Source organism: Litoribacter populi (assembly GCF_007483685.1).
In the GTDB taxonomy this organism is placed as follows: Bacteria; Bacteroidota; Bacteroidia; order Cytophagales; family Cyclobacteriaceae; genus Litoribacter; species Litoribacter populi.
On sequence record NZ_VMKN01000001.1, the window covers coordinates 2,787,588 to 2,808,814 of the forward strand.

The 21,227-nt window shown below is 40.8% G+C and carries 17 protein-coding genes; 10 read left to right on the forward strand and 7 right to left on the reverse strand.

The window, feature by feature from the left end:
- Nucleotides 1-7 precede the first annotated feature (7 nt).
- Nucleotides 8-2,161, reverse strand: coding sequence for a peptidase domain-containing ABC transporter (locus FPL27_RS12025; protein WP_143961323.1), 2,154 nt, complete (start codon nucleotides 2,159-2,161; stop codon nucleotides 8-10).
- A 7-nt stretch (nucleotides 2,162-2,168) separates the two neighbouring features.
- The gene (locus FPL27_RS12030; protein WP_143961324.1) at nucleotides 2,169-3,335 is read right to left on the reverse strand and encodes an HlyD family secretion protein; all 1,167 of its coding nucleotides are present in this window, start codon (nucleotides 3,333-3,335) and stop codon (nucleotides 2,169-2,171) included.
- 1,451 nt (nucleotides 3,336-4,786) lie between these two features.
- Between FPL27_RS12030 and FPL27_RS12035 the strand changes: the two genes are divergently transcribed.
- Both FPL27_RS12035 and FPL27_RS12040 read left to right on the forward strand, forming a co-directional pair.
- Complete coding sequence (locus FPL27_RS12035; protein WP_143961325.1) at nucleotides 4,787-5,701, forward strand: hypothetical protein; 915 nt, start codon at nucleotides 4,787-4,789, stop codon at nucleotides 5,699-5,701.
- A gap of 671 nt (nucleotides 5,702-6,372) precedes the next feature.
- The gene (locus FPL27_RS12040) at nucleotides 6,373-7,410 is read left to right on the forward strand and encodes an AAA family ATPase (RefSeq protein ID WP_143961326.1); all 1,038 of its coding nucleotides are present in this window, start codon (nucleotides 6,373-6,375) and stop codon (nucleotides 7,408-7,410) included.
- Here the strand turns inward: FPL27_RS12040 and FPL27_RS12045 are convergent.
- A complete protein-coding gene (locus FPL27_RS12045; RefSeq protein WP_143961327.1) occupies nucleotides 7,407-9,869 on the reverse strand; it encodes a S8 family peptidase in 2,463 nt (820 codons plus the stop codon). The genes FPL27_RS12040 and FPL27_RS12045 overlap by 4 nt on opposite strands.
- Before the next feature lie 272 nt (nucleotides 9,870-10,141).
- Between FPL27_RS12045 and FPL27_RS12050 the strand changes: the two genes are divergently transcribed.
- Complete coding sequence (locus tag FPL27_RS12050) at nucleotides 10,142-10,630, forward strand: hypothetical protein (protein ID WP_143961328.1); 489 nt, start codon at nucleotides 10,142-10,144, stop codon at nucleotides 10,628-10,630.
- Complete coding sequence (locus tag FPL27_RS12055; protein ID WP_143961329.1) at nucleotides 10,627-11,487, forward strand: agmatine deiminase family protein; 861 nt, start codon at nucleotides 10,627-10,629, stop codon at nucleotides 11,485-11,487. The genes FPL27_RS12050 and FPL27_RS12055 overlap by 4 nt, the downstream gene beginning before the upstream one ends.
- A gap of 128 nt (nucleotides 11,488-11,615) precedes the next feature.
- On the opposite strand, the gene FPL27_RS12060 is transcribed toward FPL27_RS12055, so the two are convergent.
- The 4 genes from FPL27_RS12060 to FPL27_RS20055 all read right to left on the reverse strand — a co-directional run bounded on the left by FPL27_RS12060 (nucleotide 11,616) and on the right by FPL27_RS20055 (nucleotide 13,630).
- A complete protein-coding gene (locus FPL27_RS12060; protein ID WP_143961330.1) occupies nucleotides 11,616-11,825 on the reverse strand; it encodes a hypothetical protein in 210 nt (69 codons plus the stop codon).
- Nucleotides 11,822-12,238: a DUF6941 family protein gene (locus FPL27_RS12065; RefSeq protein ID WP_143961331.1), complete on the reverse strand. Its 417-nt coding sequence runs from the start codon at nucleotides 12,236-12,238 to the stop codon at nucleotides 11,822-11,824. The genes FPL27_RS12060 and FPL27_RS12065 overlap by 4 nt, the downstream gene beginning before the upstream one ends.
- A 315-nt stretch (nucleotides 12,239-12,553) precedes the next feature.
- Nucleotides 12,554-13,255, reverse strand: a complete 702-nt coding sequence (locus FPL27_RS12070; RefSeq protein ID WP_143961332.1) for a toll/interleukin-1 receptor domain-containing protein — start codon at nucleotides 13,253-13,255, stop codon at nucleotides 12,554-12,556.
- 3 nt (nucleotides 13,256-13,258) lie between these two features.
- Nucleotides 13,259-13,630 (reverse strand): DUF2188 domain-containing protein, encoded by a 372-nt coding sequence (locus tag FPL27_RS20055; RefSeq protein ID WP_235893427.1) that lies wholly within the window; start codon nucleotides 13,628-13,630, stop codon nucleotides 13,259-13,261.
- Between the two features lie 488 nt (nucleotides 13,631-14,118).
- On the opposite strand from FPL27_RS20055, the gene FPL27_RS12080 reads away from it, so the two are divergent.
- From FPL27_RS12080 to FPL27_RS12105, 6 genes are all read left to right on the forward strand, one after another.
- Nucleotides 14,119-14,856: a hypothetical protein gene (locus FPL27_RS12080; protein WP_143961333.1), complete on the forward strand. Its 738-nt coding sequence runs from the start codon at nucleotides 14,119-14,121 to the stop codon at nucleotides 14,854-14,856.
- A complete protein-coding gene (locus tag FPL27_RS12085; RefSeq protein WP_143961334.1) occupies nucleotides 14,853-15,503 on the forward strand; it encodes a hypothetical protein in 651 nt (216 codons plus the stop codon). Before FPL27_RS12080 ends, FPL27_RS12085 begins: the two co-directional genes overlap by 4 nt.
- Nucleotides 15,504-15,551: 48 nt before the next feature.
- A complete protein-coding gene (locus FPL27_RS12090; protein WP_143961335.1) occupies nucleotides 15,552-17,036 on the forward strand; it encodes a type I restriction-modification system subunit M in 1,485 nt (494 codons plus the stop codon).
- Nucleotides 17,037-17,267: 231 nt separating this feature from the next.
- Nucleotides 17,268-18,569 (forward strand): hypothetical protein, encoded by a 1,302-nt coding sequence (locus FPL27_RS12095; RefSeq protein ID WP_143961336.1) that lies wholly within the window; start codon nucleotides 17,268-17,270, stop codon nucleotides 18,567-18,569.
- The gene (locus FPL27_RS12100; protein ID WP_143961337.1) at nucleotides 18,566-20,020 is read left to right on the forward strand and encodes a type I restriction-modification system subunit M; all 1,455 of its coding nucleotides are present in this window, start codon (nucleotides 18,566-18,568) and stop codon (nucleotides 20,018-20,020) included. The genes FPL27_RS12095 and FPL27_RS12100 overlap by 4 nt, the downstream gene beginning before the upstream one ends.
- Nucleotides 20,020-21,225 (forward strand): restriction endonuclease subunit S, encoded by a 1,206-nt coding sequence (locus tag FPL27_RS12105; protein ID WP_143961338.1) that lies wholly within the window; start codon nucleotides 20,020-20,022, stop codon nucleotides 21,223-21,225. Before FPL27_RS12100 ends, FPL27_RS12105 begins: the two co-directional genes overlap by 1 nt.
- Nucleotides 21,226-21,227 lie beyond the last annotated feature (2 nt).

Here is a 21,227-nt window from a genome sequence, read left to right on the forward strand (position 1 = left end):
TCTAAATTCAATTCAATACCAGCATCTGCTTTTGCACCATGCTATAATAATTGCCTTTCCTCAGCAAAAGCGATTCATGGGAGCCATATTCTACCAATTCTCCATTATCCAGCACAAAAAGCTCATCAAAATCTTTTACAGCCGCCAAACGGTGCGTGATGAAGATTATGGTCTTGCCTGCATTGGCCAAGTTACGGATCGTCTGTTGGACAAACTCCTCTGATCCAGGATCCAGGGAAGCTGTAGCTTCATCCAGAATCAGGATTTCGGGATCCCGATAAAGTGCTCTGGCTATGGCTATTCGCTGCTTTTGCCCTCCGGACAGGGTCGCTCCATTTTCTCCCAAATAAGTCCCAAAACCATTGGGGAGCGACTCTATAAACTTCATGATTCCGATGGAATTGCAGATCTTTACAATGCGCTGCATGTCCGGCTGATAATCTCCCAAAGCAATGTTTTCGATTACATTTCCCGCAAACAGATCCACCTTCTGGGGAACTACAGACACCATCCTTCTGAGACATGAATTCTCAATATACTGAATGTCATAATCTCCAATCATAATTCTCCCCGATTGGAGCGGGTACAGGTTCTGTAACAAGGAAATGAGGGTGCTTTTTCCTGAACCGCTTTCCCCTATTATTCCCGAGATTTTGCCTTTGCGAAGCACCATGGAAAAATCCTTGAACACATTGGCCCGGGAGCCATACCTGAAGGCAACATTTTTGAAAGCAATGTCCCCAATATCCTCCTTTTCTATGGTAAATGCATTCTCGCTGGCTTCCACCTCGAGATCCATAATTTCGAAAAGTCGGTCTGCCGCTATGAGCGCATTTTGGATGGTTTTGTTCATTCCAATCAAACCTGAAATAGGCCCTGTCAAATATCCTATAAGGGCATAAAAAGACAGCAGCTCACCAGGTGTGATTTCATTTTGAAGTACAAACCCGGCTCCTACCCACAATAAAATGATTGTAAACAATCTGGATACAAATTCACTTGAAGTACTGGAAAAAACATTATTCAAACCTGAACGATAGACAGAGTCCAATAAAGTAATAAACCTAGTCTCGGTCTTGATATTGGCGTGGTTTTCAGCTCCAAAGCGCTTGATGGTGCCGGCTGCCGTAATGGACTCCACCAGTTGGGATTCCAGTTCCGCGGAATTTTCCATTAACTTCCTTTCCATCTTCCGGTTCAGCTTATTGGTGACCCAATAAATCACCAGGTAGAGCGGAATGATAAGCAGCATGATGACCGCAAGCTTCCAATAAAACGTGAACATCAGGGCAAAGGAAAAAAATACGATAAAGACGTTTACTATCAGATTAATGGAAACATCATTGATGAAGGCTCTTATCTTCACTGCATCATTGATCCTGGAAATGATTTCCCCCACCCTCATGGTGTCAAAAAACCGCTGTGGCAGAGTTAGTAAATGCTTGTAATATCCCAGTATCAGTTTAGCATCTATCTTTTGCCCAACTTTGATGACAAAAAGGGTTTTGAAGGTGCCGATAAAAATCTGGAAAATCAGCAACACAATCATCACTACGCTCATCAAGTTGAGCAAGTTGGTATTTCTGCCAATGAATACGTGGTCAACTATCTTTTGGACATATATGGAGGTGGAAAGTCCCAAGACTGTATAAATTACAGCTCCTAGGAGGGATTGAAGCATAATAGACTTATGTGGTTTAATCAGGTACCAAAACCTCTTCGAAACACTCACCGTCTCGGTCATGGCTTTGAATTCATCATTGGGCATCAGGATTACCAATACCCCGGTCCACATTTCCTTGAATTTTTCGTGCGTATATTTATGAACCTTTCCATCTCCCGGGTCCATAATTTCCACAAAGGTTTTGGTCACTTTGTAGATGACCAGGTAGTGATGCAAGACTTTGTTCACAATCACATGTGCGATACTAGGTTTGGGAATTTCATAAAGCGCGTCAAATTCCCCTCTGACTCCTTTTGCAGAAAAGCCCATTTTTGTCGCAGCCTCGATAAGTCCCAATATATTGGTGCCCTTTTGGTCGGTGGAAGCATATTGCCTGATCTTGGAAACCGGCAATTGTAATTTGTAAAAAGCAGCTACAGAGGCAAGGCATGCCGCCCCACAATCTGTGATATCCCGTTGTTTAAATTTGATCCCCATAAAATTTTTATTTCACAGTTGGGTTTACCCAATCATCAACCTTATCAAAAAGCAATTGGAAAAGGGAGCGTTTGGCTATGACAAATCTCCCATTGAAAGTCATCCCTTTCTTGACAGTTCCTTCTATACCATTAGATAAGGAAAGGGTCATGTCTTCTAGTTTACAGATAACCCTAAAAGCTACATTACTCTCAGAAATGGTCATAAGATCATCGGAGACTTCCAAAACCTCCCCTTCCAAGGTCCCCCACTGATTGTAGTTGAAAGCATCGACCTGAAAAATAACCTTCTGCCCTTTTTCTATCAGTGCTATATCTGCCGGGTTGAGGTAGGTTACCGCAAGCAGTGTAGAATCAGGTGAGATTTCTCCCAATCTTTGATTGCTCCCCATAAAGTCTCCAACTCTTAAATTCGGTACATTCATTACGGTTCCTGAAACCCCAGCATAAACCTTATACTGTTCAAGCTGTTCTTTCAGCAAGCTCAACTTATTTTGAAGCCCATTGTATTCGTTTTCGTAGGTGTTTAGGTCATGCTGCCAAGAAGCTATCTGCTTTTTGGCAAACAATCTATACCTACCCTCCACTTGCTGGTATTGCATCAGGGCCTCGTCATACTCGGCAAATGGTATGGTTTGGGATTCGTATAAAATTTGAGCCCTGTCAAAATCCCGCTTTTGCTTTTCCCACATTGAGCGATGGTTTGCATATTCGGTCAAAAATTCAAAATAGGCAGCCTGGTAAAATTTACTTTGGAAAGCAGACAGAGCTATATCAGGGTCAGCATCCCAATCAAAGGAAACCAATTGGCGCAGGTCATGAAGAAACCCATCCACCATTCTTTTCCTTTCTTTAACACCTACTATCTCTAAGTCGATCATTTCAGACCGAACTGTAGCAACCAGGTCGCCTTTCTGAACATATTTGTTCTCATACACATGCATAGCCGATAATCTGCCACCCATCGGAATGATAATCTCATTCCGGTTAAGAGCGGACTGAAAAACCCCGGGAGACTGAACAGAAATATCAACTTTGACAATGGGTAACATCAAGAATAAAGTCAAGAGTCCAAAAACTAGAGACAGGTAGATGACTTGTGACCTTACTGTAATCTTTTGTTGGTAGTACTCAGTGGTACTTTTCACTATAGCAGCAGGAAAAATTTCTTTCATAAAATCTCGTAAAACAACTATTCAATTATCTACCTAAAATTTCTTTTTTCCAAACCCACACCCAAAACCAACTTGAAGAATTTCGAGATTCTATTGGCTTTATCAAGCACTAACGTATCTTATCGTCACCTCCCAGGTTTTTCTATAAAGTAATTTGTAGTTGGAATTTTTTTAAAAAATAGAGTATTTATTCAAGCCGAGATTCTTGCCAAATAATATTTGGCAAGAAAATACCCTGATCAGGGTATTGTTTTAATGAAAATAAATTATTAACCCTTTTGGAACTTGTCCTACTTATGATCTTATTTTAGCCACAGGCAGTGAGCCGCTCGAATTCGACCCTCTTTTGAAAGATGCCGAGAGTAATGCATTTACAATGAGCCCTAGCAGATTATTGGCTAGCCATTAAATTCCAGTGCTAGAATCTCTACAGTTACTTAACAAGGCCCTTCCTCCTCCAAGATTAAGAAATTAATTACATTAAAAAAATACCAAGATCGGGGTATATTGCAAGGAGATTGGTGATAAAGACAAGTTTTTAAATAAATAGTTATAGTTTTCTGGGATTTTTATTTGGGCCTGGAGGATATAGGAGGTGTGGATCTCGGAGAAATAGATTGCCGATGTAGGGATGTCTTTCTTTTTATCCTTACACCCTCGTTATAAAGCATCTATTTGGTCACAAACTGTATTAATATGGTCAAGACCATAAAGTAGGCCTGACTCATTGATGTTCATCCATTGGAAAAACTCTAGTATAAGAATATAATGCTGTCGTGCACGTGTTTTTAATTGGCTGACCGGCTAAGAAACATATCGGCTCATGATGTGCTATGCGATTACGGAGGTCATTGACCTTCTTTAAATGATTAAAAACATAACTTGCATTATATTGAATCTGGGGGCTACTGGTAGGCCTAGCTGGAAAAATAGCCAATAAAGTTTGTCCACCTGCCCTATATTGATGGGGCGAGAAATCAAGTTATTTCATTATATTTACCCTATCTAATTCCCGGTCGTCCCTGACGTAAGTCAAACTTCCGGGTTTCGTTTTTTCTCCCCTACTTCACTTCTCCCTCAATTCAATTTTTACTGCTTTAGATAATTGACCAGAGACCACATGGGCATCACCAAAAAGTAGACAGGCGCAAAAAGACTTATACCATAGCCTCTAAGCCACCACCAACATTAAGGAATTAATTATAATTAAAAAATACCGTGATCGGGGTATTTTTAGGTGTCCGATGTAGGGGTGTCCGATGACCGATGTCCGATGTCGGGATGTCGGATGCTTGCCCGCCGGGGCGGGTCGGATGTCGGGCTATTTCCTATTTATGTTGCCCGAATGTCTCCAACTTCGCAACCCAACGAAAGCTAACCTGAACTATATTTTTCACACCTAACCCATACGTTTATTTATTTTTTCTTAATTTCCTGAAAAGCAATGCATCATGTTGACAACTGACTCCAAACCACTGCCTCCTGTTTTCGAAAACGAAATCCTCCCCCTGCTTTTCAAGGAAGCCTCAACCGTAATTAAAGAAGTTTTTCCCGAATCATTTGAAGGGTCTCCCTATTATCCCATGCTCCTGAGGAAAATAAAAAAATTCCAGGTCCTATTCAGGGCAAGAAATATAGCACACATCAAATTCCTGAAAAAAACTTACTCTACATCCCTAGCAGAGCTGTTAATTAAGGACCTAACTCTGGGCCAGAAAGGTAAGGAGATGGAAGATTTTTATCTGGAGGAAATTATGTCAGACATCCTCCCCTCACCATATTTCCTGTTGGTGGAGTCAATTTCCGATATTTTCTTGACTCTTGAGCTTACTTATAAGCAGCAACCATTAAACTTTGATGGGGTAATTACCATACCCAATAAAATTCATCAGACTGCCTTTCAGCAAAAACTAATTATGAAAAACATCGCCAACAAAAACTTAGATTCCTTTTTCCCACTCCCTGATTTTACCCTCGGAACTCAAACCCGAATGAAACTTGAACTGCTTGAGGTTTTGGCCCTACCCATGGACTCCTGGCGCTTTAACCAGAAGCAATTAGTCTACTATGCTGCAGATATAAAGAAATCCATCAAAAAGATAAATCGACTAAATAAGGCTTTACTCAAACACTATGACCCTAACCGCGCCATTTCCGGTATAAAAAACGAAAAGGAAACCAAACTACGTAAAAGAATAGAAGAAGAAGTCGAGGAACTCGAAGCAACCATTATGTTTTTTAACCTCTCCGTTAAAGAACCCTGCTCTACACTCATGGCATTTAAAAAACATTATGGCAACTGGCCCACAGGCTTCCCCTACAGCCTGACAGATTTCGGTGTGGACCTGGGAGAATGTGATTGGTAGGATGAATGATGCCTGCCCCCTATATGTCCCTTTACCCTAGTCCCGTTTTGAAATTCTTTCGGAACAGGCACGGAGCACACACAAGCCGGCTGTACCCCGAATATGATGGACCCCTGAAGCGGACCTGATCGGGAGGAGATCGGGCCTATATAGTCCTTTGGGTCGGCGGAGGTACGCCTCCTGGGGAAGCTACCGGGGAAGTTAGTGTGGGAGTTACCGGGGAAGTAAAAAGTTCAGTAATGGTCTTGGATGGTGAATCGAAAATATTCCTAAATTCAACAATGACCTCGAGTAAATCATAAAGACCTATTGCTACATCCTTTAAAATATGGCAGACAGTGTCTGCCATTTTGCTCGACAATCTCCGCAGGGGAGGTATAGCAAAGCCCCTCCAGTATAGGGGCAACGTTAGGGTAAAGCTGGGGTAACGCTGGGGATAGGTAGACCTTGGGGGAAACCTCCCTGCTATAAATCAATGTCAGAATCCAAATCCAAAAAACCGCTTCCGTAAGAACGTGTGGCTGATGTAGGCATTACCGATGTAGGAAAGGATTTGGGTACCCTGTTTTTTACTCGAAATACTAACAAAAGTTAGTAATCCATATGGGAGTTTGGTTTAATAGTTGTTATTTTGTTAGTATAATACTAACTTTTATTTTTCAAACCTGAATATGAGCCAGTTCGAATTCATTAAAGATATTGCCCGTTTTGGCCTTGAAAATGACCAAGAAAGGCTTAAGGACTCTCTTCAGGATATGATCGAGCATGCGCGAAAAAGCAAAAAAACCAACCTGGCAATTCAGCTGCAATCAATATTAAAAGAAGCAATAAGGCAACACGCATCTGCAGGAGCCTCAAAAACCAGCTCCGGAATTCGGTTCGATGCTCCATCCAATAAAGGTTTAGATGATTTGATCCTTGACCAAGTCACATCAGACTATCGCCTAACAGATCTCATCTGTAATTTACAGATCAAGGAATCCCTGAACCACTTTATTCTTGAGCATAGGAAAAAAGCACTCCTTGAAGCCTTGGATCTTCCTGTTGCCCACAAAATCCTGTTTTATGGTCCATCTGGGTGCGGCAAAACCCTTGCCTCCTATGTCATTGCTGGAGAGTTGCAAAAAATGCTTATGGTCGTCAATCTCGGAGCAATTGTGTCATCCAAACTCGGAGAAACAAGTAAAAACCTAGCGAAGATATTCAAAATGGCCGCATCGGGTGATTGTATTTTGTTCTTAGATGAATTTGATTCTCTGGGAAAAGTGAGAGATTATAGCCAGGATCATGGAGAAATGAAACGGGTTGTAAATACTATCCTTCAATTGTTTGACTATCTACCTCAATCCACAATCGTAATTGCTGCAACCAATCAAGTTGGCATGCTAGATGACGCTCTTGTTAGAAGGTTTGATACCCAGGTAGGATTTGAACTCCCACGAGAAACCGAAATAGAAGAACTTATCCAATTGACGCTTAAGCGGGGTGTGTTTTCATTAGGATCTAGATCTGGTATCAAAAGAATAATCCAGAAAGCCAAGGGGTTGTCATTCTACAGCATCCAAAAAACGCTTATCACCGCCATGAAACGTAGTCTGTATCAACTTAACACGGACTTGGTACCAACTAAAGTAGAAATAGACAAATCGATCTGGGAGAAACTGATTGAGGAGGAAAGGTCCGCAATTCTAAATTCCGGTAAAGGTTAAATCCCACCCTCCACGGAAGATCCTGCTTCCAAATCAGCTATTGCCTCTAAGCCGTTTAGCATTTCGATATCATTATAAAGCGATCCTGTCAATTTGGATTTGTTGTTTTTGGGGATTTCGCGTAGACCTATGACTAAAGAGAAAGAATGGCCCTGCTCTTTTAAATGTCTTGAGGCCCATTCCGGAATATTGGATTTGCCATAACATCTCATTGCTATGGATACATTGGGATTCTCAGGCTCAAAATGATGGCTGGAAATGTTAAAACTCATCTTCTGGACATTGGAAAAGATCCGGTCTTCCACTCCAAAGTGATCCTCAGCCCAACTGACACCTGATTTTAATTGGTAGTTCTTCAAATCTTCCTGGGAAAGAGTAGAAATATCTTTGGGTTTAAAAACACCAAAGGAAATATGAAGTGGCAAATACGCCAAATGGTTATTCGGAATGGGTAGGAAATTATAAACCAAGGTACCTGTTACCTCTATTTTATTTGAAGTGGTCAAAACCCAATCAGGAAATGAAAGATTAAATGCATAAAACTCATCAAAATTGATTTTATCCTCTATCACAAATGAGATGGCATTTTCATTATTAGTCAGAAATCTTAAGGGATTTGGCCTTCCATATCCAGTCAATTTTCGATAAGTTTTTATTTGTTCTTTCGGGAAGTGAGGCGGTTTTTTCCCTGCGGGAGATTCTGCTGTATTAATCATAATGGCTTTAATGGTAGCCATCCTGAGGTCTGGATATTGACCCACCAGCTGGGCCACCAAAGATGTAATCAAGGGGGTGGCTAGACTAGTACCTGCCATCCTACCATAATACGGAGAAGAGGCATCAAGCGGACTGGTAATCACTTCCATACCTGCTTGCTGAGAAAGATAATCTCCCCCTTCAAAGACTAAATCAGGTTTGACCAAATGCTTATTGGATTGAGTTTCTTTTAACTTTTTCCCATTAATAGGTAAAGCTAAATCCCAATGGAATTTTCGGGTGTAAAACGCCGGATACTCTTTGGCCGGAGAGATACCATCAGTCACATCATCTTCGAAATTACCCGGAAGAGCTCCAATGGAAAGGATATTCATGGCTTCGGACGGTTCTTGAAGATTAGTAAACTCGCAGGAATGGCCTACGATCTCTGGCTGAGTTTTATAGAAGAATGAGGGGTAGTGGGTGTTGATTTCTAAGTCTCCCAAAATCACCATTGTGTCCAAATCCTTAAAACTATAATTCCCAACAGAATTAATGATCAAAATGTCTAACTCATAGGCAAGCTTATCTAATTCGTACGCGAACTTTCCAATGGATGCATTATAAGTTTTTGATCCAGGAAGATTAAGAGAAATGTTAAATATTCGGATACCATAACTGAGATGAAGATCCCTTATATCATTTAACAATGCTACGATATTAAGGTCATCATTCTCCTGATGAATTACTTTCAATACAGCAAGCTTTGCCTTTGCCTCGATTTCTTTCATTGAGGCATCAAAAAAATCAGTCCCAAAAGCAATTAATCCTGCGACCGCCGTTCCGTGACCTGCCTCGTCCCAATGTGCGGCAGTTTCTGTATGATCAATCGAAATTGGTGTAATTAAGCCTTTAAATGGTTCTAGAGAAGCATGAACTCCAGTATCGACTATGCACACAATGGGAAGGTCATCACTTACTAATGATTCAAAACCATATGATCTAATGGGAGTAGCCACCGTTCCGGGTTTAACCAATGGAACTCTTGCCGAAGTAATCAGTCTGATTATATCGAAGTTATCTACCAATAATTGATCAAGTCCTGCAAATCCATTTTTAAGAAAAAGGAGGTTATCTGCCTCATTGATCCCAGATACCTGTACGTTCTCAGTCTTTAAAAATTCTTTTAAATAATCAAACTGTACTTTTGCTTCTGGATTTTCAATTATATCACACAAGCTAACTATGAATCCCTCTTGACCGGAAAGGACACCCTTCCTTCCGATATCATCCAGCAGGTAAAAGTCACTTATTAGCGCAAGTCTCGAAAAAGACTTTCTTCTGTGATCCTCTCTTGGCTCAAGCTGGGATATTGCTCTTATCTGTTCATAAAATGAATTAAACAGCTCCTTATCTCCAATCCTAAAAAGCACATTCTTATTAAAATTCGATTTCTCAATTGATTCAAGCCCATAATTACTAAAAAAATGGTTTTCCAATGCCTTATCAAAGGTACAATGAAAGTCAACCCTAATAAGGTTGATATGATTTGGAACTTTCAGGGTCTTTTTTCTCTTCCTCGCTTCCACTGCTTCCACATACTCCTTTAGCTTCCCGGCCAGCCTTTGTTTCTTTTCCTCCGATATCGGTTCTTCTGGTTCTTTCTTCTTGTCTTCTTTTTCAGGATCCCTTCCCCTGGTTCTTTTAAAGCCAGTGGTTCTCTCCGGTTGCCGAGTATAAATAAGATGTGGAAATTTTGTCATAAGGAGGAAAAATCGAGTTTAGTTATGAAATTTAACTAATTTACTCTTTAAAGCAAACAAAATCTAAAACAGTGAAAATGTGACTGATAAGATAATGATGTGCCAGTGACCTAAGACTAGGATTGAAGTAATTTTTATCTAACCTTCCATTAGCATAAATCACCCTTCAAACATCTAGAAAATACTGATCACGGTATTGTTTGGCTAACCGGATCCTTTTAATTTTAGAAAACGGATAAATTCCACAGAACTTTCAATAAAAAGTATTTAATATGACTCAACAACAGAAGGAATTTTTACGACTCTGCATTATCGAACAACAGAAATACGATGAAATCTCCAAAACCCTTGGGGTAGAAAAGTCCACCTTATCCAAGTGGTATGAGGAACTCAAAGAAGAAAGGTTGAAAATTGCCGCTATACGGACTCTTTGGAAAAGGAAGAAATTTATTATGCCATTTTCTGAATTTTACACCAAGTTCATGTCCAAAGAAAGAAAATGCTTCTATTGTGAAATTACTGAAAGTGAAATAAACGAGCTGATAGAAAGCGGTAGACTTACCACAAAAAGACTTGCAACAAGAGGAAGGAAATTAGAATTGGATAGAAAAGAACCCAATTTAGAGTATGACAATTTTGAGAACCTTGTTTTTGCCTGCTATTGGTGCAACAACGCCAAAACTGACACTTTTACTGATGAAGAATTTTTGGAAATAGGCAATAAAATTAAAGAAATCTGGAAAAGAAGACTTGAAAATTGATACGGGACGACCAAACTAATTTCCTTTACCTGGCGGATACCCTTCCTAAAAAGTACCCTACTTTTTTCACCCGCCTGGAGAAGACCCTCCTGGATTGCGGGATTGAATATGCACTACTTCCAGGCACCAAGGACGTATGGGCAGTGGATTATATGCCAATCCAGATTGATACCGACAGGTTTGTCCGCTTCAGATCTGAGCCTCCATACCTGACCAAATACGCCGTACACCGCAAAACCATCTCCGATACCGCGGAAATTTGCAGGCAGCTCGGCATTGCCGCTGTTCCTTCCGACATCATCCTGGACGGGGGCAATGTGGTCAAGTGGAGCAATCAGGTCATTATGACCGACCGGATCTTCCAGGACAACCCTACTTATGAAAGGAAAAAACTCCTTTCCACCCTTCACGAACTGTTGGAGGTCGACAGGATCCAACTCATACCCGAACAGCCCGGAGACTTCACCGGCCATGCCGACGGGATGGTCCGCTTTCTCGATGAAAACACGGTGCTCATCAATGATTTCAGCAGGGAAAAGGCATCGTTTCACCGCGCCTTCGAAACCGCCATCCACAACACCGGCCTGGACCACATCAAAATCCCCTACAACGTCTACCAAAACAAATCCAACAGCCAGGCCAACGGGGACTATATCAATTACCTCCAGATGGAAAAAACCATCATATTGCCAACCTACGGTTTGGATGAGGATGAAGCTGTGAGGAAGCAGTTTGAAGGATTGTTCCCCGTACATAAAATTGCAACTGTGGACAGTTATGAGATTGCCAATGATGGAGGGGTGTTAAATTGTATTAGTTGGAATATTGAGAGGAGGAGTAACTTAACAAAGAATTAAGCAAAAGCTATTACCCCTCTAAACCCTCCTACAACTCAATTTTTACTAAAAAAATTTCCTTTCAGTCACAAAAAAAGACGGGGAATAATTCCCGCCTTTTTTTATGATTGTTATTGAATTACATCATTTTATTTAAGAACATTGACAATGTTTTTACCACCTATGCTCATATTTAACTGGACTTCCCAATGTAATCCCAAATCCGCCATTATTTTGCCTGAAACAGTCATAGAGGCTCCTGGACCAATAGTCATGGATCCACCACTAGGATTTCCCAATATGACTCCTTCGGTTCCTCCTGATATTTCTACTTGAATTTGATCACCAATTTTCATCATGCTACTTTCTTTATCTGTGAAGGATCAATTTTAGTAACATGCATGCTCAGGCCGCTCATAAACTCTCCATCAATCCTTAATTCAAAGGTATAAGTCCCTAATTCACTAAGTTCAAGATTTCCAAAATTAATTACGAAATTTGTTGTAGAATAATTAGCGAATTCATTAACCCTAAATTCTAATTCCCCATCAATTTTCGAAATTTCATTGCCACTGGGACTTTGAAATATGAGTTCTAAGGCATGTATACCTGCTTCCTTATTTGCTACCCTTAACCGCAAGGCTAAAGAACAACTAGGATGAATAACTGGAATATTCTGACAGAATATTGTGTCAAAAGTTCCAACAAAAGTCAACTTTCCTGGTTGACTTTCTACTGCATAATCACAAAGTGTGAAGATTTCTAATTCCATTGTACATTTATAAATTTTTACTGATCTGTGTCTCCGCTTTCGTGGGTTGACAATTTCCCGCATCACAATTAAACTTGTTGATTTAACTTTCCTTTAATCCGGTTGACTAGCCGTTAATGACTGGAGCCTTTGTGCGATGACCTTTTCCAATCTCTAAAAGCACCCAAATGATTTTGAATCTTTGGGATTTTGTATTTTCTGTCTTTTAATAATATTATTATCTATTGTACACCAAGGATGGCAACCTTTGCCATTGGTAACTTTAACCCTTACCTTAATATATCTCTTAGATCATTCCTAAGAAATAGATTAGAGTTAGGGGGTGACTAACTCGGCTAACTTGGCTGCAATTTCAGTCATTGGTTCCTCTATAGTACTCAGACCACTTCGCGAGCCAAGCAAAGGACTAACCTCGCGGAGATCCTCAAAGGTTGTGTCATGAAGAATGGGAACAAGAAGATCACGGGCTAGAAGCGCCGAAAGCTCTTTGTCAGCGATGCCTTCCATCGGGAGGCGACGCAATAGCGCTGGTGTCACCAAAACGATTCCGACTCGTGACTTTGCCAGCCCCTTGTCAATTTCTCGAAGCAAGGTGGAGCCGAGAAGTACATCCTTTTCGCTGAACCAAACAGAGACACCTTCCCTCTCGAGCAGATCGTGAAGTTCCTTGGCAGCACCTTTCCTGTCGTCCCAGGCATGGCAAAGAAAAACATCTCTAAGATCAGGTAAGGCTGATCGTAGCTCCACGTTTTCACGGACTGGTGTAAGCGTCCGTACCTCGGCAGAGGTATAAAGAATGGATGAACCTGCACGAGACCAGCTAGGCTTAATTGTTCTGCCGGATCCACCCCTAGAAGTTCGACCACCCGAACTTGGTGAAGAAGAGTAGAAAGGTCTTGTGTAGGATGGGTATGGATTATATGATCCATAGCTTCGAGAGCGACTACTACAGGCGGGACAAGCCGCAGCTGCACTTGCGGTGCGATGCCCATTTACGGGTGCTGTACATCTTGACATTTCCTATCCTTTAATGTTTCGTGGATCATTACCATGCGAATTCTTTTCACGAATCCTTCCATTCATTCCGTGAATCAATAGCTCTGAGCTTTGATTTTTTGAAATTACCCTTGCAGCGGTAATGGCTTCCTTTTGGGTTGATGTTACTTTAGTGGCCTTTGAATTGCCAGCTCCTTTCACTGCCCATCCATCAGGATGTTTGACAACATGTTGATTTTTTCCTTTAGACATTGTAAAATGTGGATTAAAGTTGGCTCCAAAATTTTGACGGATTAGGAGCTTTTTGCCGGCAAGTCCAGGACAAGGAATTGGTTCATGTTTTTTTGTTGCAAAAGAAATAAATCTTATTACCTTTGCATTCTCAAACTGGACCAAGAGGCCAAACAGAATTTCTGCACCAAGAGACTTGCAATCCTTGGCCTTTAATTGCCAAACTCAGAGAGCTCTTATCTCCTGAATCGGGCAAGGTATGTCTAACACATCAGAACTTATACCATTTTATTACCAAAAAAACGCCCTTTTCACCACTCATCCCAAGATTCTCCAAAAGCCTTGAAACCCTCTCTTTTGGACCAAGTTATTTCTGGAAATAATCCCATAATCAACTAATTATTTTTTAAAAAAATTTACTGGATCAAAATTCCTGTCACTGACACAGTGTCACTCATTCACTTAAAAGTGTAATTAATACTAGGAATTTTCTAGTTCATGACATTTTAACAGTTTTTAACATTTTCATGATGGCGGGTTCTGACAATAAAATATTTAAAACATTTTGATAAAAATACCCCAATCACGGTATTGTTTTTCCCCTCTCCCCTCGGTAGGTTTACACCAATCCCTTATTCAGTAAACTTTTAATCATGCTTCACGCCATTTCGTCCAACAAAGCGGGCCGCAGTCTGGCTGCAGCTGAGGTCCATTGGAGGCAACTGTTTAAGGCTTCCGAGGATTCGCTGACCAGCTCCGTCTTTGGCACCTTGTTCCATTTGCCGCAGGAACTCTTCTGGAAAATCCTCAACGATGCTTGTCTGAATGGAACCATTACCCATACTGCTCCTAATATTGAATCTGTACAATATTGGCCCAGATGGGATGCAGATGGCACCGACAAAACCAGCCATGTCGAGCCGGATATATTCATCCGAACCTCTGAATTGGACCTGATCGTCGAATGCAAGCGGTATGATCGAAACCAACAAGACCCTAATCAATGGAGAAACCAGTACCTCGCTTACCTCAATGAGCATAAGGAAGCTGAGCGCACGGTGATTTTATTAGCTGTAGGTGGATTGAAGGAAGATGGGCAGGAAAAGGTAGACCTGGGAAAAGATCTAATTATGAAAGTTAAAAAGGTCAACTGGACCTCCATACTCAGTCAGGTTAACCTCGTCCATGACAGGCTTTATATGACGAAAGGATACCTGCACTCCATTGACTCAGTGCTGAACATACTAGAGGAAATTATGCTGGCTTTTGAAATCCATGGATACAACACGGGAAAATGGTTGGTTGATGAAAATTTTAAACCTTTTAGGTCAATAGGTTCTGACCCTTCTAAATTATATCCACTCTCTTTTACAGAAAATGTATTACAATGAAAAACTCAAAAGAAGATTTAGAAACCATTTTCCTGGACGTCCGCAAAGCTTATAGACTACTCTTTGCCTACCAAAGCAGAGTATTGGATATTATCAAATTTATCGGAAATGAGCTAAATTTCACATATCAAGGCGGGCACCCAAAATACAGTGACCTGACACCACGAAGTGGGAAAGGAACTTTGGAGAACTGGGCCTGGGATTGGCTCAATATATATTGCTACGGGTTCAACTTTAAGGATAAAATTATTTCAGAAAATGAAACATTTAGATTCTCAGCTATATTAGTTTCAGATACAGGCTTTTATGATTTTGAAACAAATCCCAATCATCAAAATAAAAAGAAGTTGATAAATTACAACGAGCCAAATGATTCTGAAACAAAATTGATTTTGGTTTACGGGAAAAACGGATGGGTTGATGATATTAAGGGTTTTGAAAAGATTTATAAAAAAGGGGCGAGGCCAATAGTTGAGGTGTTTGAGTATGGAATTTTGGTCGCCAAATCCTACCCTCTTTCCTCCTTCGCAGATGCAGACTGCGCCCTGGATCAAATAAATGATTTTGTGACCTATTGCATTATTAACGGATTAACCGAAATAAAACCCCTTGAGGCCCCTTCCTCACCGGACTCCAATTCAAAATGAATCGTATATTTACCCCTTTAATCCCAAAAACCGATTACCGCTTTTAGCATGTCCCAAAAAAAGATTACCCTCTCCCAACTCGAACAGTACCTTTCCAAAGCTGCCTGGATACTCAAGGGGCCGGTGGATGCTTCTGACTTTAAGGTGTATATATTTCCCCTCCTGTTTTTCAAAAGGATCTCCGATGTGTATGACGAGGAGTACCGACAGGCGCTGGAGGAGTCCGGTGGGGATGAGGAATATGCTTCCCTTCCAGAATTCCACCGTTTCGAAATCCCAAAGGGCTGTCACTGGAATGACGTCAGGGAAAGTACCACCAACGTGGGCCAGAAAATAGAAAATGCCCTCAGGTGCATTGAGCAGGCCAACCAGGAGTACCTATACGGAATCTTCGGGGATGCCCAGTGGAGCAACAAGAACAAGCTTTCCGACCGGCTGCTCATAGACTTGGTGGAGCATTTTTCGCAGTACACCCTTTCCAACGAACTGGTAGACCCGGATATGCTGGGCAATGCCTATGAATACCTCATCAAGCACTTTGCAGACCTGACCAACAAAAAGGCCGGGGAATTCTATACCCCCCGTTCGGTAGTCCATCTCTTGGGATTGATTTTGGACCCGCATGAAGGGGAAAGCATCTATGACCCCGCCTGCGGTACGGGCGGAATGCTGCTGGAATGTGTCGATCACCTTAGGGAGGCCGGGGAGGATTACAGAACCCTGAGCCTATATGGACAGGAGAAAAACCTTACCTCCAGCTCCATTGCACGGATGAACATGTTCCTGCATGGCATAGAAGATTTTCAGATCAACAGAGGCGACACCCTCCGGAATCCCATTTACTTTTCAGCTGATGGACTGAAGACCTTTGATTGTGTCATTGCAAACCCGCCATTCTCTTTGGATGACTGGGGACATGAAAACTGGGCCAATGACCCCTATGGCAGAAACATCGCCGGCGTTCCTCCCAAAAGCAATGGCGACATGGCCTGGGTGCAGCATATGATCAAGTCCATGAACAGTACCGGCAGGATGACCGTGGTACTTCCCCATGGAGCCCTTTTTCGCAAAGGTGCCGAAGGCAGAATCCGGGAAGAACTGTTGAAGCAGGATCTGCTGGAGGCGGTGATTGGCCTTGGACCAAATATTTTTTACGGAACCCAGCTGGCGGCCTGTGTATTGGTGTTCAAGCAAATCAAGCCTGCCGACAAAAAAGGCAAAGTACTATTTATCGATGGCTCGGAGCAAATCCGTCAAGGCAGAGCCCAAAACTTCCTCGAACCCATACATGTCAAGCAGCTATTCGACTGGTATAAATCCTACGGAGACGTGGAAAACTATGTCAAGGTAGCCTCCTTTGAGGAAATAGAGGAAAACGGCTTCAACTTGAACATCCCCCTCTATGTAGAGAAAATCATCGAAGACAACCTTCCATCGGTAGAGGAAGCCATGGCGGATTTACGTACCGCTTGGGAGGAGAGCCAAAAGGCAGAACAGAAATTTCTTACCATACTCCAAAAATTCACCTCTTAGGATAAATGCTGACCAGCCAGGACATAGAGAGCATCAACCGCAGCGGCGAAGGTTACAATGCTGATTTAAAATCCGGGTACCTTTTAACTCCGGAATTTAAAACAGACAGTATTTTTACCGAAGTCTTAGAGCGTCCCAGAAGTTCGGGGAAAAGTTCGGGAATGAGTTCGGGAAAAAGTTCGGCTTCAGAATGAACCATTATAAAGTAAATATTAACAAAATTCATATAGGATGAACCGCCATTTAAACGTATTCAAATTTTTTTCAAAAGAAGATAGAAATTATCAATTAGAGAATGATTTAACCCGAGCTTTCGCAATTTGCCTTCAGGAAGACAATCTTTTTTTTCATGAGGTACTAAAACACCTATTTAATGAATCAAATTATTACAACCAATTTTTTGAAGATATTGATAGGAATTCTGAAATTACTGTAGAGATACAGAAAAAAGTTAATGCAATTGGGGAGTTCAACCACTTATTTGCGGTTTCTTTGTCTGAAAGCCTCATGGATTGTGAGGATTTCTGGTCACAACATCCCGGAACGGAAAATGACCCTATTGTTGACGTAGTAATTAGGATAAATGATGTTGTAATCATTATTGAAGCAAAAAGAAATGGCGTGAATTGCACAGCTCAACTTTTTAATCAAGCTCATAATCTCCATAGACAAAACAAACTAGCAGAACTAGACTTTAAAAAATCTGTAACTCCGATCGATTTAAACTGGCCTTCATTAATGGAGTTAGCAATAAAAATTCTCAGTTTTGAAAAGGCTACTCAGAACATAAATAGGTTCCTATATGATTTTATCCACTTAATTAAAATCCACAATTACAGGTGGCTTCCAGAGCCTCCTATCTCTTCTTTAAGTTCTGATAACAAAAAAGCTATTAAAAGAAGAATAGAATCTGCTGTACAAGAGCTAGGTAAAATAGATGATCATCCATTATTAAGTAATCGCCTAGGAATCCAATTTCAAAAGCCCTGGGCTCAGGAAATCTTATTTTCCATTACTGACGAAGGAAGTTTAGTCGCCAGTATTTATCCTGGAAACACCAAATCACAAGGTCATTTTATCTTCCAAAATGACCCCAAATTTAACACTCATATTGAAATTGATGGGATCGAATACCCACTGGAACAAATCCATCATATCAAGTTCACAAGCTTCCAAAGGTATTTTGCAGGCTTGTTTTTCACCGAGGAAGTTTTAAGCTCACCCTTATATACAAAGAAAAATTTCAACCAATATACCGGAAGAAAAAAAAGAGGCCAAGACTGGAAACAAATTGAAGTATTGTTCGACAATGTATTTACTCAGGATTATAACTGGAAAAAGCATTGTCAGTGGAATGACAAAATAATGAATTCAGGCAAAAATCAATTTGACATTTCCTTTGGATATGAAATTTCCCTAAACATTCCTTTTGAAAAGCTCAAGGCGATTGATAATGATAAATCTGATTTAACTGGGTTAGTAAATTTACTTAATCGCATAGTAAAAGCTTTCAATGAAAATCTTCTGAAATGACCCAACAAGAACTAGAAAAATACCTTTGGGGTGCAGCCAAGATACTGAGGGGCACCATAGATGCCGGGGATTATAAGCAGTACATCTTCCCCTTGCTGTTTTTCAAGCGCATCTGTGATGTCTATGACGAGGAGTTTGAAAACGCCCTTGCCGAAAGCGGCGGAGACATGGAATATGCGGCCTTTTCTGAGCACCATCACTTCCAGGTGCCCGAACATGCCCATTGGAACACCGTGCGGGAAACCACCAGCAACGTGGGGCTGGCTTTGCAAAACGCCATGCACGAAATCGAAAAAGCCAATCCGGACACCCTGTACGGTATCTTTGGGGATGCCAGCTGGACCAACAAAAACAGGCTTTCGGATGAAACGCTCATCAACCTGGTTGAGCATTTTTCCAAACACAAGCTGAACCTCAATGCCATCGCAGATGACAAACTCGGCAATGCCTACGAATACCTGATCAAGGAATTTGCAGATGACAGCGGACATACCGCAGCGGAGTTTTATACCAATCGCACGGTGGTGAAGCTGATGACCATGATCATGGATCCCCAGCCGGGAGAGTCGGTCTATGACCCTACCTGTGGTTCGGGAGGCCTGCTGCTCAACTGTGCCCTGCACCTCAAGGAGGAAGGCAAGGAATACCGCACCCTCAAGCTTTATGGGCAGGAGATCAACCTGATAACTTCCGCCATCGCAAGGATGAACATGTTTATGCATGGCATAGAGGAATTCAGCATCGTTCGTGGCGATACCCTTGCACGGCCGGCATTTATGGAAAGAGATGAACTAAAGCAGTTCAACGTGATCCTGGCCAATCCCCCCTACTCCATCAAGGCCTGGGACAGAAAAGGCTTTGAAAACGATACATACGGCAGAAATCTGTGGGGCACACCGCCACAGGGCTGCGCCGATTATGCTTTTCAGCAGCATATTCACAAAAGCTTAAATCCAGAAAATGGTCGATTTGCAATTCTTTGGCCTCATGGCATTTTGTTTAGGGACATGGAGGCTGAAATGCGGCGAAATATGATAAAAGAAGATTGGATTGAAGGTGTTATTGGTTTAGGACCTAATCTATTTTACAATTCACCTATGGAAGCAATGGTATTAATAGGCAACACCAACAAACCCAAGCATAAAAAAGGAAAGGTATTATTCATTAATGCTAAGGATGATGTAAATGAAAACAAGGGACAGGCTTATTTAACACAATCCAATATCGATAAAATATTTAATGCATATAGTTCATATAGTGATATTGATTATTTTTCAAAAGTAGTATCCATTGAAAGGTTATTAGAAAACAATGGTAACATGAATATTAACTTTTATATTAAAAAAGAAACTATAAACGATATTTCTTTTGAAAAAGCTTATCAAGACTGGGCAAAATCAAGTGAGAAGTTAGCGGCTTCAATAGATGAATTATTTAAAGCAATAAACTAATGGAAGCTATAATCAGCGAAGCAGTTAAACATTTAAATTTAGACAAATCAAATTGGTCACCTGTTAAATTTGGTGAGATTGCTATTCAACAGAAAAAAACCGTTGATAGAGATAGTTCATCATTAACCAAGTATGTCAAAGGAGAGCATATGGGTTCTGAAGATATTCACCTTCGAGAGTGGGGCGAACTCCAGGATGAATATTTAGGCCCAGCATTTATAAGGTATTTTGAAGAAGGTGACATCCTTTATGGTTCAAGAAGGACTTACCTCAAAAAGGTCGTTATAGCTCCCTTCGAAGGGATTACAAGTAATACAACATTTGTCATCAAAGCCAATGAAAAAAAGCTTGACAAAAGACTCCTTCCATTTATTATGCTTTCGGATGGATTTAGTGAACACTCCATAAAGAACTCAAAAGGTTCTGTAAATCCCTATGTAAATTGGAAAGACCTAGCCAATTACAAATTCCTCCTCCCCCCACTGGATCAGCAAGCCGAACTGGCCGAACTGCTTTGGGCGATGGATGAGGTGATTGAGCGGGAGAGGGAGTTACAGGAAAGTTTAAATTTTAATCTAAAAGCTTATTTAAAAGATAATTTAGTCAAAGATTCAAAACTAGATAAAATTCCCCTAGGAGAAATCATTGAAAGTCTCGAGGCTGGTTCAAGTGTAAATTGTCATAATGGGGGTTATGACCCAAATGGAAAAGGCATATTAAAAACTAGTGCTATAACAGGAGAGAATTTTTTAGCATCCGAGGTAAAGACAGTTCTAAAGATTCAAGAGTCCAAGCTTAAAAAAAACATTAAAGCAAATAGCATTCTGTTCAATAGAAAAAATACTCAAGCACTAGTGGGTAGTTCCAAATTTGTAGAAAATGAGTTGCCTAATATTTATTGTCCGGATTTGATTTGGCAAATTCAAATAAGGTCAGAAATTATTTTTCCTAAATTAGTTTGGTACTATATGTCCACTGAACAATTTAGATCTCAGATTGAGTCACTCAGTAATGGGACCAATTTAAGTATGGTAAATATATCACAAAAAAAAGCACTGAAGGTAAATATTCCCATTCCGAGTAGGACAAAGCAATCTCAGTTAATACATGAGTTGGATCGTATCGACAATTGTAAAAGCTTAATAAATTCACGAATTTCTGATTCAACATCCCTTCAAAAATCCCTTATAAATCAAATTTTTTAGCT

Coding starts and splice junctions, on each gene's coding strand:
- FPL27_RS12105 (WP_143961338.1), top strand. CDS start 20,020: ATGGAAGCTATAATCAGCGAAGCAGTTAAACATTTAAATTTAGACAAA.
- FPL27_RS12045 (WP_143961327.1), bottom strand. CDS start 9,869: ATGACAAAATTTCCACATCTTATTTATACTCGGCAACCGGAGAGAACC.
- FPL27_RS12095 (WP_143961336.1), top strand. CDS start 17,268: ATGAACCGCCATTTAAACGTATTCAAATTTTTTTCAAAAGAAGATAGA.
- FPL27_RS12030 (WP_143961324.1), bottom strand. CDS start 3,335: ATGAAAGAAATTTTTCCTGCTGCTATAGTGAAAAGTACCACTGAGTAC.
- FPL27_RS12035 (WP_143961325.1), top strand. CDS start 4,787: ATGTTGACAACTGACTCCAAACCACTGCCTCCTGTTTTCGAAAACGAA.
- FPL27_RS12100 (WP_143961337.1), top strand. CDS start 18,566: ATGACCCAACAAGAACTAGAAAAATACCTTTGGGGTGCAGCCAAGATA.
- FPL27_RS12070 (WP_143961332.1), bottom strand. CDS start 13,255: ATGTCAAGATGTACAGCACCCGTAAATGGGCATCGCACCGCAAGTGCA.
- FPL27_RS12085 (WP_143961334.1), top strand. CDS start 14,853: ATGAAAAACTCAAAAGAAGATTTAGAAACCATTTTCCTGGACGTCCGC.
- FPL27_RS12050 (WP_143961328.1), top strand. CDS start 10,142: ATGACTCAACAACAGAAGGAATTTTTACGACTCTGCATTATCGAACAA.
- FPL27_RS12040 (WP_143961326.1), top strand. CDS start 6,373: ATGAGCCAGTTCGAATTCATTAAAGATATTGCCCGTTTTGGCCTTGAA.
- FPL27_RS12080 (WP_143961333.1), top strand. CDS start 14,119: ATGCTTCACGCCATTTCGTCCAACAAAGCGGGCCGCAGTCTGGCTGCA.
- FPL27_RS12060 (WP_143961330.1), bottom strand. CDS start 11,825: ATGATGAAAATTGGTGATCAAATTCAAGTAGAAATATCAGGAGGAACC.
- FPL27_RS12065 (WP_143961331.1), bottom strand. CDS start 12,238: ATGGAATTAGAAATCTTCACACTTTGTGATTATGCAGTAGAAAGTCAA.
- FPL27_RS12090 (WP_143961335.1), top strand. CDS start 15,552: ATGTCCCAAAAAAAGATTACCCTCTCCCAACTCGAACAGTACCTTTCC.
- FPL27_RS12025 (WP_143961323.1), bottom strand. CDS start 2,161: ATGGGGATCAAATTTAAACAACGGGATATCACAGATTGTGGGGCGGCA.